This window comes from Rhodoblastus acidophilus, assembly GCF_900187365.1.
GTDB classification, from domain to species: domain Bacteria; phylum Pseudomonadota; class Alphaproteobacteria; order Rhizobiales; family Beijerinckiaceae; genus Rhodoblastus; species Rhodoblastus acidophilus.
The window spans coordinates 66,176-79,934 of the sequence record NZ_FYDG01000009.1; the positions used below are offsets into that span (position 1 = coordinate 66,176).

Here is a 13,759-nt window from a genome sequence, read left to right on the forward strand (position 1 = left end):
GGAAAACCAGCCGCCCGGTCAGGGCTGCGCCACCGCCTTCAACCCGGCGGACGTCAGCGCGCCGCCGACCACGCAGGGGATGCCGATCGCGGCCCCGGCCCCCGTGAGCGCCGCGCCGAGGCAGCCCAGCGACAGCGCGCCTTCGCCGACCTGGCCCCACATCGCCATGTTGCGCGAGGAATTGGGCCCGCGCAGCTTCAACTCCTCTATGGAGGCCACCGCCTGTTTGCGCAAATAGCCGGTGTCCACCGTATCGGCGGCGCGCACCACCTCTTTCAAAACCGGCGCCACCTCCTCCGGCTGCTTCTTCTCCATGGCTTTGAGCATGGCCAGCAGCGCGGCGGAGCGCGAGGCGTTTTCCGCCAGCGTATAGGCGGCCATATTGCCGATGGTGAGTTTCGCCACGCTCTCGCGGTCCTTCGACCACGGCAGCAGCGCCACCAGCCGGGCGATGGGAATAACGTCGCCGGTGGCGAAATAGAAGCCCCACAACGTATCCAGCAAATCGGAATTGCTTTCGAAGGTCGGCTTGTGCGGCGGTTGTTCCGGCGTGGAGAAGGTCACGAGATCTTTCATCTTGTCCCAATTGCTCGGCTTGGCGTCCTCCAGCTCGATCTCGTTGAGCACGGGCGAGGAGCCGTCGAGATAGGCGGCGATCATGCCGGAGCGGCCGGGAATGTGCCTTTCCAGCCGCCGCATCAAATCCTTCCAGTCGGACAGGCCGGAATAGGCCAGCGCGCGCACCAGGATCCATTGGTCCTCATGCGGCAGAATCGTCAGTTGCACCAGCAGCTTGTCGGCATGGGCGCCCTCGCGGTTCAGCACGCCGGCGAGAAAGCCCAGATAAACGCCGGCCTGCTCGGGATCGCGCAGCGATCCCGCCTTGCTCAACGTGAGAAAGGCGTAAGGCGTCTTCGCCGGCTCGGGAGCCTCGGCGTAATGAAACATCCAGGCCAAGGTCTGCGTCGTCGGGGAATATTTTTGCAATGCGGCCGCCGTCGCAGCCGGCGGCGCGGCGCCGCTCCGCGCCTCGGGCGCCGGCAAGACCAGCAGCGCCGCCAGGGTCATCGTGATGCAGTGACGCATGGGGTCTCCCTTCAAGGCGCGGCCTCGACTTGCGCGGCGGACCGGCGCTTTTTGTGGAGCAACGGGGGAGAAGTCGTGTCCGACCCTGAAAAGATCATGGCGTGAGCCTTGCGCGACTCGCCGCCATCGCTCAGGAGAGGGCGATGAGACTTTCGCTTCCGCTCCAACGCATGTTCGCGCTGGCCCTCGTGGTCGCCGCCGGCGTGTTTCTCCGCGGCTATGGCCACAGGTTCGGCGTCCCGTCTTTTTGGGTCAAATATGGCGGCTCGGCGCTGTGGGCGGCGATGTATTTCCTGGTCTTCGCCGTGCTGCTGCGCGCCCGCCCACGCGAACAGGCGCTTTATGTCGCTGCGCTGGCCTGCGCGCTGATCGAATGCCTCAAGCTCGTACATACGCCCGCTCTGGAAGCGTTTCGCATGACCTCAACCGGCGCCTGGACGCTGGGACGGGTGTTCTCGGGCTGGAATTTCCTGGCTTATGGCGCGGGCCTTGCAAGCGCCTATGGACTGGACCGGCTGATGGGACCGGGCGCCGCCAAGCGGCGCAGTAAATAACTAGACTTTATCGACTTAAAGCGGCAAATAGTATCATGCGCGATTGGAACTGCGACCTTTATCTCAAATTCGAGCGCGAACGCGCGCAAGCCGCCCGCGACCTTCTGTCGCGCGTTCCGCCGCTGGCCCCGCGCAAGATCGTCGATCTCGGCTGCGGCCCCGGCAACAGCTCGGCCATCCTGTCGCTCTACTATCGCTGTGACGAGATTCTCGGCATCGACCGCTCGCCCAGCATGATCAAGGCGGCGCGCGCCCGACTGCCCGCGGCGAATTTCGTCGAGGCCGACCTCGCGCAATGGACGCCCGAGGCCAAGGTCGATCTGATTTTCGCCAATTCGGCCATACATTTCGCCCCCAGCCACGAAAAGCTGCTGCCGAAACTGCTGTCGTTCCTCAAGCCGGGCGGCGTTCTCGCGGTGCAGATGCCCAATGTGCTGCAGGACCCCGCCCACGCCCTGATGCGCATGGTGGCTGTGGACGGACCCTGGATGGAAAAACTGGCGCCGGTTGCGAAAAGCCGCGCCGCCATCGGATCGATCGACGATTATTACGCCTGGCTGTCGCCCCATGTGCAACACGTCGATCTCTGGCAGACCGTCTATGTTCACCCGCTGAACGGCCACGACGAGGTGATCGACTGGTTCGCCGGTTCGGCGCTGCTGCCGTTCCTCGACCGGCTCGGCGACGACGAAAGCGCGGCGTTTCTGGCGCATTACCGGCGCGAACTGGAAATGGCCTATCTGGCGCAGGACGACGGCAAGGTGCTGCTGCACTATCCCCGCCTGTTTTTCGTCGCCCAAGTCTGAAGCGGCGGCGCGGTCCCGGCGGCCGCGTCCGGCCCGCGACGAACGAACATGACCTTCGCTTCTTGCGCTCGCCACATTTTGACGGCACACAGGGCGCATGGCTCAAGCTCTGACACGCGCTCTCATTCTGATCGCCGCCGCCAGCCCGGCCTTCGCCGGAGGCCTGCCCGCGCATCCGCTGATCCCGCGGCCACGTCCGGTTTTTCCGGGCGACCCGCCGCCGGGAAGCCTGCCGCCCGATGCGGCGGACGTGTACGGCGCGGATTCATCCGTCGTCGAACTGTCGCCGGCCCAGACCGCGCCGGACAGCCAAACGGCCCCGGCAAGCCAAGCCGCGTTTGGCGACCCGCCGTCCGGGCCGGTCAATGTTCCGGTGCCGCCGGAGGCCCGTGTCGATACGCCGCAGCCGCCTTACGACCCGCGCCCGACCGGCCTCGACCCCGACGGGTTCAGCGTGGCGGAAAAAACGGGACTCGCCGATCTCACCCGCAAATACGCCGCCCGCCACGGCTTGCCGCTGGAATTGTTGCACCGCATCATCATGCGCGAAAGCAAATACAAGCCGCATCTGGTGCATCGCCACTATTACGGGCTGATGCAGATCACCTCGGCCACGGCGCGCGGCATGGGCTACAAGGGCTCGGCCAAGGGGCTGCTCGACGCCGAGACCAATCTCGCCTATGCGACGCCCTATCTCGCCAACGCCTGGGCGTTGGCCGATGGCGACATTGACCGGGCGGTCCGGCTTTACGCCTCGGGCTATTACTACACCGCCAAAAGCAAGGGGATGCTCGGCGCGATGCGCGACGCCCACTCCCCGCCGATCGCGCCCGAGGCGGGCCAACAGCCGACGCTGGCCGCTCCGCCGCCGCCGCAGACGAGTTTTTTCGGCGGGCTGTTCGGGCGCTGATCCCTTGCATCCTTGGCCTGCCCATCTTATCTGCTGACGTGAGCTTGGGGGAAGCAATGGCGAGCGAAAGCGGCGCGCAGGCTCTGCGCCTCATGGCCATGGACGAGGACGATCTCGCGATTCTCTCGGCCCATGTGCAAGACGCGGTGCTGCATGTTCGGGACATGCTGTTCCAGCCGAGAGAGCGGCGCTTCATTCTCGCGCTGCACCGCTACGACTGGGTCCGCACCAACGCCCATTTGCGCGTCCAGGCCGGCCTGCATTTCGAACATGTGCGCAAGGCCGCGCTGCATGGCTTCAGCCAGGACCGCCCCGACGACATCCTGAACCTGCTGTCCATCGTCTTTGCGCCCGGCGACGCGCCGTCGGGCGAGATCGTCCTCACCTTCTCCGGCGGCTGCGCCATCAAGCTGGAGGTGGAGTGCATCGAAGGGCGTCTGGCCGATCTCGGGCCGCGCTGGCCCTGCAAACACGCGCCCGAGCATGCCCGCGCCGCTGGCGAAGCTTGACAAAAAGCTCCCGCGCGCCCAATTCGCACCTTTCTACCGGGAGCCCCAAAATGCCCTTCAGGCTTGACGCCGCCGCCGAGAATTTCTCACGCGAGTTCGAGGCGCTGCTGCATATGAAGCGCGAGACCTCGGAGGATGTCGATCAGACCGTGCGCGACATCATCGCCGACGTAATCGCACGCGGCGACGACGCTCTCATCGACTATTCCAGGAAATTCGACCGCATCGAGCTGACGCCGGACACGTTGCGCTTTTCCAAAGCGGAAATCGAAGCCGCCGTCGCCGCTTGCCCGAAGGAGCAGGTCGACGCGCTGAAACTCGCGCGCGACCGCATCGCTTTCTTCCACGACAAGCAGAAGCCGGCCGATCTGCGTTTCACGGATTCCGCCGGCGTCGAACTGGGCTGGCGCTGGAGCGCGGTCGAATCCGTCGGCCTTTATGTGCCCGGCGGCACCGCCTCCTATCCGTCCTCGGTGCTGATGAACGCCCTGCCCGCCAAGGTCGCCGGCGTCGAGCGCCTCGTCATGGTCGCCCCGGCGCCTGACGGAAAAATCTCGCCGCTGGTGCTGGCCGCCGCCCATCTCGCCGGCGTGGACGAGATCTATCGCATCGGCGGCGCCCAGGCCATCGCCGCCCTCGCCTATGGCACCAAAACCATCGCGCCGGTGGCGAAGATCGTCGGCCCCGGCAACGCCTATGTCGCCGCCGCCAAGCGCCGCGTGTTCGGCCAATGCGGCATCGACATGATCGCCGGCCCGTCCGAAGTGCTGATTCTGGCGGACAAGACCGCCAATCCGCAATGGATCGCCATCGACCTGCTGGCGCAGGCCGAGCACGACACGGCGGCGCAGAGCATTCTCATCACCGACGAGCCCGCCTTGGCCGACGCCGTGGAAGCCGCGGTCGAGGCGCGGCTGCAAACCCTTCCGCGCCGGGCGATCGCCGAAAAGAGCTGGCGCGAGCTGGGCGCGATCGTCGTGGTGAAGACGCTGGCCGATTCGATCCCGCTGGCCGACCGCATCGCGGCCGAACATCTGGAAATCATGGCGGCGGACGCCGAGGCCCTGGCGTCCCGCGTGCGCAACGCCGGCGCGCTGTTCATCGGCGCGCATACGCCGGAAGCCATCGGCGATTATGTCGGCGGCAGCAACCACGTCCTGCCCACCGCCCGCTCCGCGCGCTTCTCCTCCGGCCTCAACGTGCTGGATTTCATGAAGCGCACGTCGATCCTGAAATGTTCGGCGGCCTCGCTGCAAAAGATCGGTCCGGCCGCCGTGACGCTCGGCAAGGCGGAAAATCTCGACGCCCACGCGCTGTCAGTGGCGCTGCGGCTGGAGGAAAAATGACCGACGATCCCGTTCGCCGCGACCGTCTCATCGCGGTGACGCTCGACGAGGAAGCCTTCGGGCGCGGAACTCCCGACCAGGAGCACGAGCGCGCCATCGCGATCTACGACCTGATCGAGGACAACAACTTCGGCTTGCCGGGCCGCGACGTCGGCCCCTACCGGCTGACCATCGGCCTGATCGACGCCAAACTCGCGCTCAACATCGCCGACGAGGCCGGCGCGCCGGTCATGACCCATATTCTGTCGCTCAGTCCGTTTCGCGGCATGCTCAAGGACTATTTCCTGATCTGCGAGAGCTATTTCGCCGCGATCCGCACCGCGAGCCCGGCGCAGATCGAGGCGATCGACATGGGACGGCGCGGCCTGCACAATGAGGGCGCGCAATTGCTGGCCGACCGGCTGCGCGGCAAGGTCGATTGCGATTTCGACACGGCGCGGCGCCTGTTCACCCTCATCACCGCACTGCACTGGAAGGGCGAGGCTTGAGGCCAGACCGCCCGCTGTCCGTTCTGTTCGCCTGCACGCTCAACGCCGTGCGCTCCCCGATGGCGGAAGCCATGACGCGGAAACATTACGGCAGGGGCATGCGGGTGGAATCGGCCGGCGTGCGCGCCGGGGAAACCGACGGTTTCGCCATGGCGGTGATGAACGAGATCAGCCTCGACATCACCCGCCACTGGCCGCGCACCTTCGAGGAGCTGGAATTCACCGATTTCGAACTGGTGATCGCGCTGTCGTCTTCGGCGCGGCGCAAGGCGGAGGAGTTTTTTTGCAGCGGCCGGACGCGCGTCGAGTTCTGGCCGACCGAGGACGCCACAATGATCGAGGGAACGCGCGAACAAAGGCTGGAAGCCTTTCGCGAGGTGCGCGACGGTCTGCTGCGGCGCATCCGGCAGCGTTTCGGCTGATGTTCACCCGGCTCGGCCTGTTCGACGGCAGACCGGAGAGCCGCCGCGCCGCGCTGCTCGACTTTTGCGCCGACGCGCTGGCCCTCTCGCGCGACCGGTTGCGACTGGCGCATGACCCGCTCGGCGCGCCGCTGCTGCTGATCGACGGCGCGCCAACCGAATGGCGCATTTCCTCGTCTTCGCGCGAGAATGTCTGGCTGTTCGGGCTGACGCGACGGGGCCCCATCGGCGTCGATCTCGAAATTTTTTACCCCATCGAACCGCCAGCGGCCGTGCTGCATCCGGACGAAAAGAAACGTCTCGCCGCGCTGCCCGCCCTGGACGCCGCCGCGGCGTTTTACGACATCTGGACGGTCAAGGAGGCGTATATCAAGGCGCTCGGCCTGGGCCTGCGCCGGGAGGTGACGCAGATTCGCGTCACCCCGGGCGCGGCCCTCGTCCTCGATGACCAGCGCCGCAAGGTCACATTGACCGCAGCGCGCCGCTGGCGCGACGAATCGTTTGGAAAACAGGCGATCTGCGCCGCCGTGATCCTCAGCCCAGCGCCTTGAGCGCGTCCGTGTTCGCGGCGAACACGCCTTTTTCCGTGATGATCCCGCTCACCAGCCGCGCCGGGGTCACATCGAAGCCGGGATTGCGCGCCGACGTGGTTTTCGGCGCCACGCGCACCGTTACGATGTCGCCACTGGCCGCTTCGCCGGACATATGCGTGACTTCGTCCTGCACGCGCTCCTCGATCGGGATCAAACTGCCCTTTTCCAGCGCGAAATCGAAAGTGGAAACCGGCGCCGCGACATAGAACGGCACGCCGCAATCCTTCGCCGCCAGCGCCTTCAGATAGGTGCCGATCTTGTTGCAGGCGTCGCCATTGGCGGCGATGCGGTCGGCGCCGACGATGCAGACATCGACCTCGCCATGCTGCATCAGATGGCCGCCGGCATTGTCGACGATCAGGTCATGCGACACGCCCTGCTGCCCCAGTTCGAAGGCGGTGAGGAAGGCGCCCTGGTTGCGCGGACGGGTCTCGTCCACGAACACATGCAGGGGAATGCCCGCCTGCTGCGCCTTGTAGATCGGCGCGGTGGCCGTGCCCCAATCCACCGTCGCCAGCCAGCCGGCGTTGCAATGGGTGAGGATGCGCAGCGGTTTTCCCTCCCGCTTCCGCGCCAGGTCGCGGAAAATCGCCAGACCATTGTCGCCAATGGCGGAATTGCAGGCGATGTCCTTTTCCGCAAGATGTTTGGCGAAAGTAAAGGCGGCCTCGCGGCGCAATTCCTCGGGCATCTGGCTCAGGAACTGGCCGATCTGCTCCAGCGCCCAGGCGAGATTGACCGCCGTGGGCCGCGTTTGGCGCAGGGTTTCGCGGGCCTTCGCCAGACCGGCGTCGGAAGCGTCGGCGCGCATGGCCAGCGCCACGCCATAGGCGGCGGTGACGCCGATCAACGGGGCGCCGCGCACCAGCATGTCCTTGATCGCCCGCGCGGCGTCGTCGAGATCGCGCAGCAGCACGGTTTCGATGCGATGCGGCAACCGCGTCTGGTCGAGAATCAAAACGCCCTTCCCCTCGGCGTCCGGCCAGATGGTGGTGCGTTTTTCTCCGGCGATCAGCATGACAAAACTCCTTTCGCCGCGTCCTGCGGCTCCGAATGCAGGGTGTTGGCGATCTGGCCGTCGCGCAGCGCCAGCAGGGTTCCGGGCTTGATGACGGTCCAGTCCTCGTCCGAGGTCAGCGGTCCCGTGGCGACCACGGTGACGCAATCGTCGGGGCCGGTTTCCTCGGCGAAATTGACCGAACGGTCCTCGTCGATCAGCGTCGCCTTGCCGAACGGGGCGCGGCGGGTGAGCCAGGACAGTCTCTTGCCGCAAAAGGCGTAGAGCGTGCGCCCGTCCGACAGCAGCATGTTGAACACGCCCATCCGCGCCAGTTCGACGCTGAGCCGGTGCACCTCGCGGTCGAGCCGCGCCGGCGGCGGCAGGGTCTTGTAGCGCGCGCGCAACTGGCACAGCATCCAGCAGAAAGCGTGCTCGCTGTCGGTGGTGCCGACGGGCTTGTAGAATTCGAGCGGCAGCTTCTTCACCCCGCGCAACTGGCCGTTATGCGCGTAGGTCCACACCCGCCCCCAGAGTTCCCGCGTGAACGGGTGGGTGTTGGCCAGCGACACCGAACCGCTGTTGGCCTGGCGGATGTGAGCGATGACGTTCAGGCTCTTGATCGGATGCGCGCCGAGGAAGCGGGCGACCTCCGACCGAGCGGCGGGTTCGGGATCGTGGAAGAACCGGGCGGCCTTGCCATCATAGAAGGCGATGCCGAATCCGTCGCGGTGCGGACCGGCGCCGCCGCCGCGCCGGGCAAGGCCGGTGAAGGAAAAGCGAATGTCGGTGGGGACGTTCGCGCTCATGCCCAACAATTCACACATGCCGAGCCCGTGGGAAAAGACGAGCGCCCGCAATAGCGGAGGTTGGCGCGGCCGCCAAGAAAAAATCCGGCAAGACAAAATCCGCCAAGGCGTAAAAGCCGATCAAGTCGCGACATGGGAGGGGAGATGGTACCGCCACCCCGGTTCGAACGGGGGACCTCTAGATCCACAATCTAGCGCTCTAACCAACTGAGCTATGGCGGCGATGCGGGCGGAACCTATAAAGCAGTGGCGCACGAATGCAAGTGCCTTCGCGCGCCAAATTGTCGCTGGGGAAAAAATCAGCTCGAAGACTTGAATCCCTTGCCGAACTGATCCTTGAGCGGGCCGGCGGCATCGGCGGCCACCTGCTGCGCGAGCGCGGTCAACTCCTTCGTCTGGGAGGTGAGCGCCTCATATTGCTTGCGCATATGTTCGCTCTGCAGCGCAATGGCTTCCGAAACCGTCCGAACTCCGGCGAGCGCCTTCATATAATCCATCGAAGCGGCGGCGTTGGCCTGGTAAGCCTCCATCGCCTTGGCGGAAAAGGTTTGAAGGCTTTTGCTTGCGGCGGCGAACACATGTTCCGGCGCGTGGGCGTGCGTTCCGGCGCCGCCCTTGGCGGCGGGCGCCTCGGGCTCGGCGGATTTGGCGTGAGCCGACGGCTCCGCCGCTGGAGCAGGCTCCTCCGCATGATGATGATGCGCGGGCGCCGGTTCGGACGCCGCCGTCTCAGGCGCGGCCGGCTCGGGCTGAGGCTCGGGCTCGGCCGCCGCGACGACGGGCGCGAACTCGTGCTCGGCCTCCGGGCCGTGAGCGAAGATCGGGCTGTCGACGGCCGTTTTGGCCTTCGCGCCCTTGCGTGGAGGCGCCCCCATTACTTCGTATCCGGCGTCATGACGGACTTGACGGCGTCGCCCAGGACCTTGGCCTGTTCCTGCACCGCGGCGATCTGCGCCTTGAGATATTCGGACTGGATCGCCAGGATTTCCTTGGGATCCTTGGCCTTGACCAGGTTTTCCGCAAGGTCGAAGGCCGCCTTAACATTGGCCTCGGCATAGGAGATCGCCTTGCTGCTGACCTCCTTCACGCCCGCCGCCGCGTTCTCGGCGGCGGCTTCGGTCTGGGCGGCGGCCTTTTGGGCGGCGGCGACATAGCCGTCGAACGCCTTGCGCGCCTGCTCGACGGTCTTTTCGGCGAATTCGCGAACTTCCGGGGGAACTTCCATGTTGAGATTGGTCATGGGACATCCTGTACGATTGCGCCCGGGCTTCCAGCGCTCCCACACTCCCGGGCCAATGAACTCCACACGAGGATGGATAACACGAGCGATGCTGCGCCGCAAATATTTTTGTGCAGTGCAACATGGACCGCAAAATCCGGCCATCGACCGCTGGAATTAACCGATTATTCACCATAACACGCTTTGGCGTGGAATGTCTTGGATCAAAACTAGATTCTGCGGCCCCGACGTGTTTAACCTTTCATTAAAGATCAATGGGCGGGACGATGAGCGGCAATCAGGCTACAGAGGACGTTCGAGCGGACATCGCCGCCGCTCTGGCCGAAAGCGGCGTCGCCTCGCTGGCGCGCGGAGGCGCCCCGGTGCTGGTCGTCGAAGGCGCGCCTCTGCGCCTCGTCCACGCCAATGCGGCGGCGCTCGCCCTGTTCAGCGCGGACTCGCTGTTCGACCTCCGCGAGGGCGCGCTGGCGCCGGACGCGCCGGCGATCCGGGCCGTGGCCGAGCGCCTGCGGTGCTTGCCCACGGGCGCGAGCCGGATCGAGCGTTTCGACTTTGGCCCCATCGCCAAGATCACCTTCCTGTGCCGACGCGCCAACGCCGATACGGCGCTTTACGTTCTGGCCGGTCTCGGCGTCCGGCTGCGCGAGGCCCCGCCGCGGCAGGCCGCAGCTGCGGCCGACGTCCCGGACACACGCGCGCGCCACGACCTCAGGCGCGCCTTCGAGCGGCGCTATCCCGGCCTGAAGCCGGCGCGGTTTCTCTGGCGCACCGATGCGCGCAATGTTGTGACGGAGGTCACGGCTCCGCTGGCCGACATCTTCGGCGGCGCCGCCGCCTCTCTGATCGGCCGCGACCTGATCGAGGTGACGCGCGATCTTGGCGTTGATCCCGACGGCCGGTTGGCGGCCGCGCTCGACAGCCGCGCCACATTCAGCGGCGTCGAGGTGATCTGGCCCATTGAGGGCGCCCATGCCGCCGCGCCGGTTTCGCTCGGCGCTTTGCCCGCTTTCGACCGCGAGAAGGGATTTGACGGCTGGCGCGGCTTTGGCGTCATCCAGCTCGACCGCTTGCAGGACAAGGCGCCGCCGGCGGAATCGCGCCCCACAAGCCGGGACGAGGCGGCGCGGGAGCCGGCGCCGGACTTTTCCGGCGTGGTCCTGCCGTTCCCGCCCGCGCGCGCGCTCGCCGCCTTCGACAGCCGCGAGGAGCCCGCCGCCCTGGTGACGCTGGCGCCGCATGAGCGGCAGGCGTTCCGGGAAATCGCGCGCACGCTCGGCGCCAAAGGCGAAACCGAAAAGGGCGAAACGGAAAAGGACGAGGCGCGCCCCCCCCGCGATCTCGCCAACGCCCTCGAAGAACCGGCGCCGATTCCTGCCGAGGCGGCCCCGCCCGGCGGCGCCCTGGACGACGCCTTCGATTCATTTCCGGTGGGGCTGGCGATCCGACGCGACGGCGCGTGGGTTTGCGTCAACCGCACCCTTCTCGACTGGCTGGGCTGCGCCGATTTGCGTGAGTTCGTCCAGGCCGTCGGCGCGGCGGTGAGCGGCGAGGCCATCCTGGCGACGCGCGGCGGACAGGATCTCGCCGTCGAAATCGAGACCGCGCCGACGCGCTGGGGCGCGCTGCCCGCAGAGGCCGTGACGGTGCGGCGCACGCCCCAAAAGCGGGTAGAGGAGCGCATGGAGGAGCGGATCGAAGCGCGGATCGCCGCGCTGGAGACGACCCTTCGACAACGCGACGCCGAAGCCGCCGACGTGATGGCGATCCTGAAGGCCTCGGCCGATGGCGTGGCGTTGTTCAACGCCGACGGCGATCTGCTCGGACTGAGCGAGGCGGCGGAAAAACTGTTCGGACGCTCGCGCGACGACAGAGGCGACCTGCGAGACCTGATCGCGCCGGAAAGCCGCGCCGACATCGCAGCCGCGCTCGCCCGGCTGACCTCGGGCGCCGCTGCGGCGCCGCTGCGCGTCTCGGGCCTGTCGGGATCGGGCGCGGCGCTGGCGCTCCAGGTCAGCTTCGTGCGCATGGCCGACGCCGGGAAATATTGCGCGGTTTTCCGCGCCGCCGGCGCCGCGTCCGCCGCGATCCAAGACGCAGCGATCGAAGACGCACCGCCGCAAGACGCAGCGCCCCAAGAGGGCGATGCGCTGCGGGAGGCCACGCGCCGCGCGGAAGTCGCGGAGGCCGAAAACCGCGCCAAGACCGATTATCTCAGCGCCGTCACCCACGAACTGCGCACGCCGCTGAACGCCATTCTCGGCTTCGCCGAAGTGATCATGGACGAACGGTTCGGCCCGATCGGCAACGCGCGCTACAAAGAGTATCTCAAGGACATCCATGCCTCCGGCGCGCATGTGATGAGCCTGGTCAACGATCTGCTCGACCTGTCGAAAATCGAGGCGGGCAAGCTCGACCTGAATTTCGCGGCGGTGGACGCCAACCAGGTCGTTGCGGAATGCGTGTCGCTGATCCAGCCGCAGGCCAATCGCGAACGGGTCATCACCCGGCTGGCGCTGGCCCCCGCCCTGCCCCTGGCGCTCGCCGACGAACGCGCGCTGCGCCAGATCGTGCTCAACCTGCTCGCCAACGCCGTGCGCTACAACGAGCCGGGCGGACAGGTCATCGTCTCGACGTCGGTCGCCACCTCGGCCTCCGGCCAAAGCAAGGCGCTGCTGCGGGTCAAGGACACCGGCGTCGGCATGAACGAGGCGGAACTGCGCGCGGCGCTGGAGCCGTTTCGGCAAGTCTCGTCCAAAGCCGGCGGCACCGGCCTCGGCCTGCCGCTGACCAAGGCGCTGGCGGAAGCCAATCATGCCGACTTCGTCATCCGCAGCCGCAAGAACGAAGGCACGCTGGTCGAAGTGGGTTTTCCGCTCGCGCCGGAAGCCTTGGTCGCACGCTCCCTGGCGACGGCCGCGCCCGCGCCGGGGCCCGCGTCGCGGCGGCGCTGAGAGAAGCCGGCCGCGTCGCGGGCGACGACGGTCAGAGGTCGGGCGTCCAGCGCAGGCCGGCGCGCACTTCCTGCGCGTCAAGGGTCTTGCGCACCGTGGCGCCCGAGGTGTTGATCACGGACAGCGACCCCATGTTGAGGTAGCGGTAGCCGATGTCGAGCTTCAGGTGCGGCGCGATGTCATAGGCGAGGCCCGCCATCAGCGCGTAAGAGAAATTCGTGCGCACCTGGGTCGGCCCGATATTGCCGGGATAGCCGTAGTGGATGATCGCGTTGACTACGCTGGATTTGTAAGAATTGACGCCGGCGCCGCCGTAATTGGACCCGTCGTTGTTCTGGTAATACATTTCGGTCGCGGACGCGCGGACGTTGGTCAGGCCGAGGCCGCCGCCGATATAGGGGGTGACGCCGAACCAGGTGCCGAGATCGCCATAGGCGTTGACCAGTCCGGTCCAGGTCTTGATCGTGACCGAGTCCGTCACGTAGCAGGCGGGATTGACGTAGGCGACGTAGGCCGGAATCGTACCGTTGGCGGGAATGTCGATGGCGCAGTTCGCGCCATACGTCGTGCGATTGTTGACGAGGTTCTGGCGCCAGTCGAAGGTGGCGTCCATCCGGAACCAGCGATTGAACTGATAGCCGGCGCCGACTGTGCCATTGAGCACGCCGAAGTCCGCCGTGCGGTTGTTCATGATGCTGGACGCGGAGGGCGGCGCCAGCGTCGAATCAACCATGACCGGGGGCGAGCCCATCGGCGCGGAGATGGAGGAATAGCCGAGGTCGCCGCGCAGATACCAGCCGGAGCCGAATTCGACCATCGGTTCGGGTTCGAGCTGGTACATGGGCGGAAGGCTCATGTCCGCGGCCTGGACCGTTACAGCGCCGCCAGCCAAAACGACCATCGCGGCCGCCGCCGTCTTCGTGACTTTACGCATATCAAACCTCTTCGGCCTTCCGCGACTTATTTCATGCTAAATGCAGAATGAACGAAGACAGTTAATGTCCACTTACCTTAATGCTTTGCTTCATCAAGTTTTGCGCGAGATGAC

At 66.4% G+C, this 13,759-nt stretch carries 15 protein-coding genes and 1 tRNA gene; 9 read left to right on the forward strand and 7 right to left on the reverse strand.

Annotated features, from left to right (window positions below):
• Positions 1–18: 18 nt before the first annotated feature.
• Positions 19–1,086 (reverse strand): hypothetical protein, encoded by a 1,068-nt coding sequence (locus tag CFB24_RS15780; RefSeq protein WP_141098466.1) that lies wholly within the window; start codon positions 1,084–1,086, stop codon positions 19–21.
• Positions 1,087–1,229: 143 nt separating this feature from the next.
• On the opposite strand from CFB24_RS15780, the gene CFB24_RS15785 reads away from it, so the two are divergent.
• The 8 genes from CFB24_RS15785 to CFB24_RS15820 all read left to right on the forward strand — a co-directional run bounded on the left by CFB24_RS15785 (position 1,230) and on the right by CFB24_RS15820 (position 6,672).
• Positions 1,230–1,640: a ribosomal maturation YjgA family protein gene (locus CFB24_RS15785; protein WP_088521598.1), complete on the forward strand. Its 411-nt coding sequence runs from the start codon at positions 1,230–1,232 to the stop codon at positions 1,638–1,640.
• A 35-nt stretch (positions 1,641–1,675) separates the two neighbouring features.
• Positions 1,676–2,446, forward strand: coding sequence for a trans-aconitate 2-methyltransferase (gene tam, locus CFB24_RS15790; RefSeq protein WP_088521599.1), 771 nt, complete (start codon positions 1,676–1,678; stop codon positions 2,444–2,446).
• 97 nt (positions 2,447–2,543) lie between these two features.
• On the forward strand, positions 2,544–3,356 hold the full coding sequence (locus tag CFB24_RS15795; RefSeq protein ID WP_088521600.1) for a lytic transglycosylase domain-containing protein: 813 nt from the start codon (positions 2,544–2,546) through the stop codon (positions 3,354–3,356).
• 56 nt (positions 3,357–3,412) lie between these two features.
• Positions 3,413–3,865, forward strand: a complete 453-nt coding sequence (locus CFB24_RS15800) for a DUF2948 family protein (RefSeq protein WP_088521601.1) — start codon at positions 3,413–3,415, stop codon at positions 3,863–3,865.
• A gap of 50 nt (positions 3,866–3,915) precedes the next feature.
• Positions 3,916–5,211 (forward strand): histidinol dehydrogenase, encoded by a 1,296-nt coding sequence (gene hisD / locus CFB24_RS15805; RefSeq protein ID WP_088521602.1) that lies wholly within the window; start codon positions 3,916–3,918, stop codon positions 5,209–5,211.
• Complete coding sequence (locus tag CFB24_RS15810; protein WP_088521603.1) at positions 5,208–5,699, forward strand: UPF0262 family protein; 492 nt, start codon at positions 5,208–5,210, stop codon at positions 5,697–5,699. The genes hisD and CFB24_RS15810 overlap by 4 nt, the downstream gene beginning before the upstream one ends.
• Positions 5,696–6,121, forward strand: coding sequence for an arsenate-mycothiol transferase ArsC (locus CFB24_RS15815; RefSeq protein ID WP_244593277.1), 426 nt, complete (start codon positions 5,696–5,698; stop codon positions 6,119–6,121). The genes CFB24_RS15810 and CFB24_RS15815 overlap by 4 nt, the downstream gene beginning before the upstream one ends.
• Positions 6,121–6,672, forward strand: a complete 552-nt coding sequence (locus CFB24_RS15820; RefSeq protein ID WP_088521604.1) for a 4'-phosphopantetheinyl transferase family protein — start codon at positions 6,121–6,123, stop codon at positions 6,670–6,672. Before CFB24_RS15815 ends, CFB24_RS15820 begins: the two co-directional genes overlap by 1 nt.
• On the opposite strand, the gene mtnA is transcribed toward CFB24_RS15820, so the two are convergent.
• From mtnA to CFB24_RS15845, 5 genes are all read right to left on the reverse strand, one after another.
• Positions 6,656–7,732, reverse strand: a complete 1,077-nt coding sequence (gene mtnA, locus CFB24_RS15825) for an S-methyl-5-thioribose-1-phosphate isomerase (protein WP_088521605.1) — start codon at positions 7,730–7,732, stop codon at positions 6,656–6,658. The two genes, CFB24_RS15820 and mtnA, sit on opposite strands and share 17 nt — an antisense overlap.
• Complete coding sequence (locus CFB24_RS15830; protein WP_088521659.1) at positions 7,726–8,538, reverse strand: class II glutamine amidotransferase; 813 nt, start codon at positions 8,536–8,538, stop codon at positions 7,726–7,728. Before CFB24_RS15830 ends, mtnA begins: the two co-directional genes overlap by 7 nt.
• A 127-nt stretch (positions 8,539–8,665) precedes the next feature.
• Positions 8,666–8,742 (reverse strand) — tRNA-His (locus CFB24_RS15835).
• A gap of 77 nt (positions 8,743–8,819) precedes the next feature.
• Positions 8,820–9,395, reverse strand: coding sequence for a phasin family protein (locus CFB24_RS15840; RefSeq protein WP_088521606.1), 576 nt, complete (start codon positions 9,393–9,395; stop codon positions 8,820–8,822).
• Positions 9,395–9,760, reverse strand: a complete 366-nt coding sequence (locus tag CFB24_RS15845) for a phasin (protein ID WP_088521607.1) — start codon at positions 9,758–9,760, stop codon at positions 9,395–9,397. The genes CFB24_RS15840 and CFB24_RS15845 overlap by 1 nt, the downstream gene beginning before the upstream one ends.
• A 266-nt stretch (positions 9,761–10,026) precedes the next feature.
• On the opposite strand from CFB24_RS15845, the gene CFB24_RS23645 reads away from it, so the two are divergent.
• Positions 10,027–12,711, forward strand: a complete 2,685-nt coding sequence (locus CFB24_RS23645; RefSeq protein ID WP_141098467.1) for a PAS domain-containing sensor histidine kinase — start codon at positions 10,027–10,029, stop codon at positions 12,709–12,711.
• Between the two features lie 31 nt (positions 12,712–12,742).
• Here CFB24_RS23645 and CFB24_RS15855 read toward each other — a convergent pair whose 3' ends face one another.
• A complete protein-coding gene (locus CFB24_RS15855; RefSeq protein ID WP_088521608.1) occupies positions 12,743–13,645 on the reverse strand; it encodes an outer membrane protein in 903 nt (300 codons plus the stop codon).
• Positions 13,646–13,759 lie beyond the last annotated feature (114 nt).

What these genes read in the sequence shown, in the direction of transcription:
- mtnA (WP_088521605.1), bottom strand. Translation starts at nt 7,732, where the DNA reads ATGCTGATCGCCGGAGAAAAACGCACCACCATCTGGCCGGACGCCGAG.
- CFB24_RS15810 (WP_088521603.1), top strand. Translation starts at nt 5,208, where the DNA reads ATGACCGACGATCCCGTTCGCCGCGACCGTCTCATCGCGGTGACGCTC.
- CFB24_RS23645 (WP_141098467.1), top strand. Translation starts at nt 10,027, where the DNA reads ATGAGCGGCAATCAGGCTACAGAGGACGTTCGAGCGGACATCGCCGCC.
- CFB24_RS15820 (WP_088521604.1), top strand. Translation starts at nt 6,121, where the DNA reads ATGTTCACCCGGCTCGGCCTGTTCGACGGCAGACCGGAGAGCCGCCGC.
- hisD (WP_088521602.1), top strand. Translation starts at nt 3,916, where the DNA reads ATGCCCTTCAGGCTTGACGCCGCCGCCGAGAATTTCTCACGCGAGTTC.
- CFB24_RS15800 (WP_088521601.1), top strand. Translation starts at nt 3,413, where the DNA reads ATGGCGAGCGAAAGCGGCGCGCAGGCTCTGCGCCTCATGGCCATGGAC.
- CFB24_RS15830 (WP_088521659.1), bottom strand. Translation starts at nt 8,538, where the DNA reads ATGTGTGAATTGTTGGGCATGAGCGCGAACGTCCCCACCGACATTCGC.
- tam (WP_088521599.1), top strand. Translation starts at nt 1,676, where the DNA reads ATGCGCGATTGGAACTGCGACCTTTATCTCAAATTCGAGCGCGAACGC.
- CFB24_RS15795 (WP_088521600.1), top strand. Translation starts at nt 2,544, where the DNA reads ATGGCTCAAGCTCTGACACGCGCTCTCATTCTGATCGCCGCCGCCAGC.
- CFB24_RS15855 (WP_088521608.1), bottom strand. Translation starts at nt 13,645, where the DNA reads ATGCGTAAAGTCACGAAGACGGCGGCGGCCGCGATGGTCGTTTTGGCT.
- CFB24_RS15840 (WP_088521606.1), bottom strand. Translation starts at nt 9,395, where the DNA reads ATGGGGGCGCCTCCACGCAAGGGCGCGAAGGCCAAAACGGCCGTCGAC.
- CFB24_RS15845 (WP_088521607.1), bottom strand. Translation starts at nt 9,760, where the DNA reads ATGACCAATCTCAACATGGAAGTTCCCCCGGAAGTTCGCGAATTCGCC.
- CFB24_RS15780 (WP_141098466.1), bottom strand. Translation starts at nt 1,086, where the DNA reads ATGCGTCACTGCATCACGATGACCCTGGCGGCGCTGCTGGTCTTGCCG.
- CFB24_RS15785 (WP_088521598.1), top strand. Translation starts at nt 1,230, where the DNA reads ATGAGACTTTCGCTTCCGCTCCAACGCATGTTCGCGCTGGCCCTCGTG.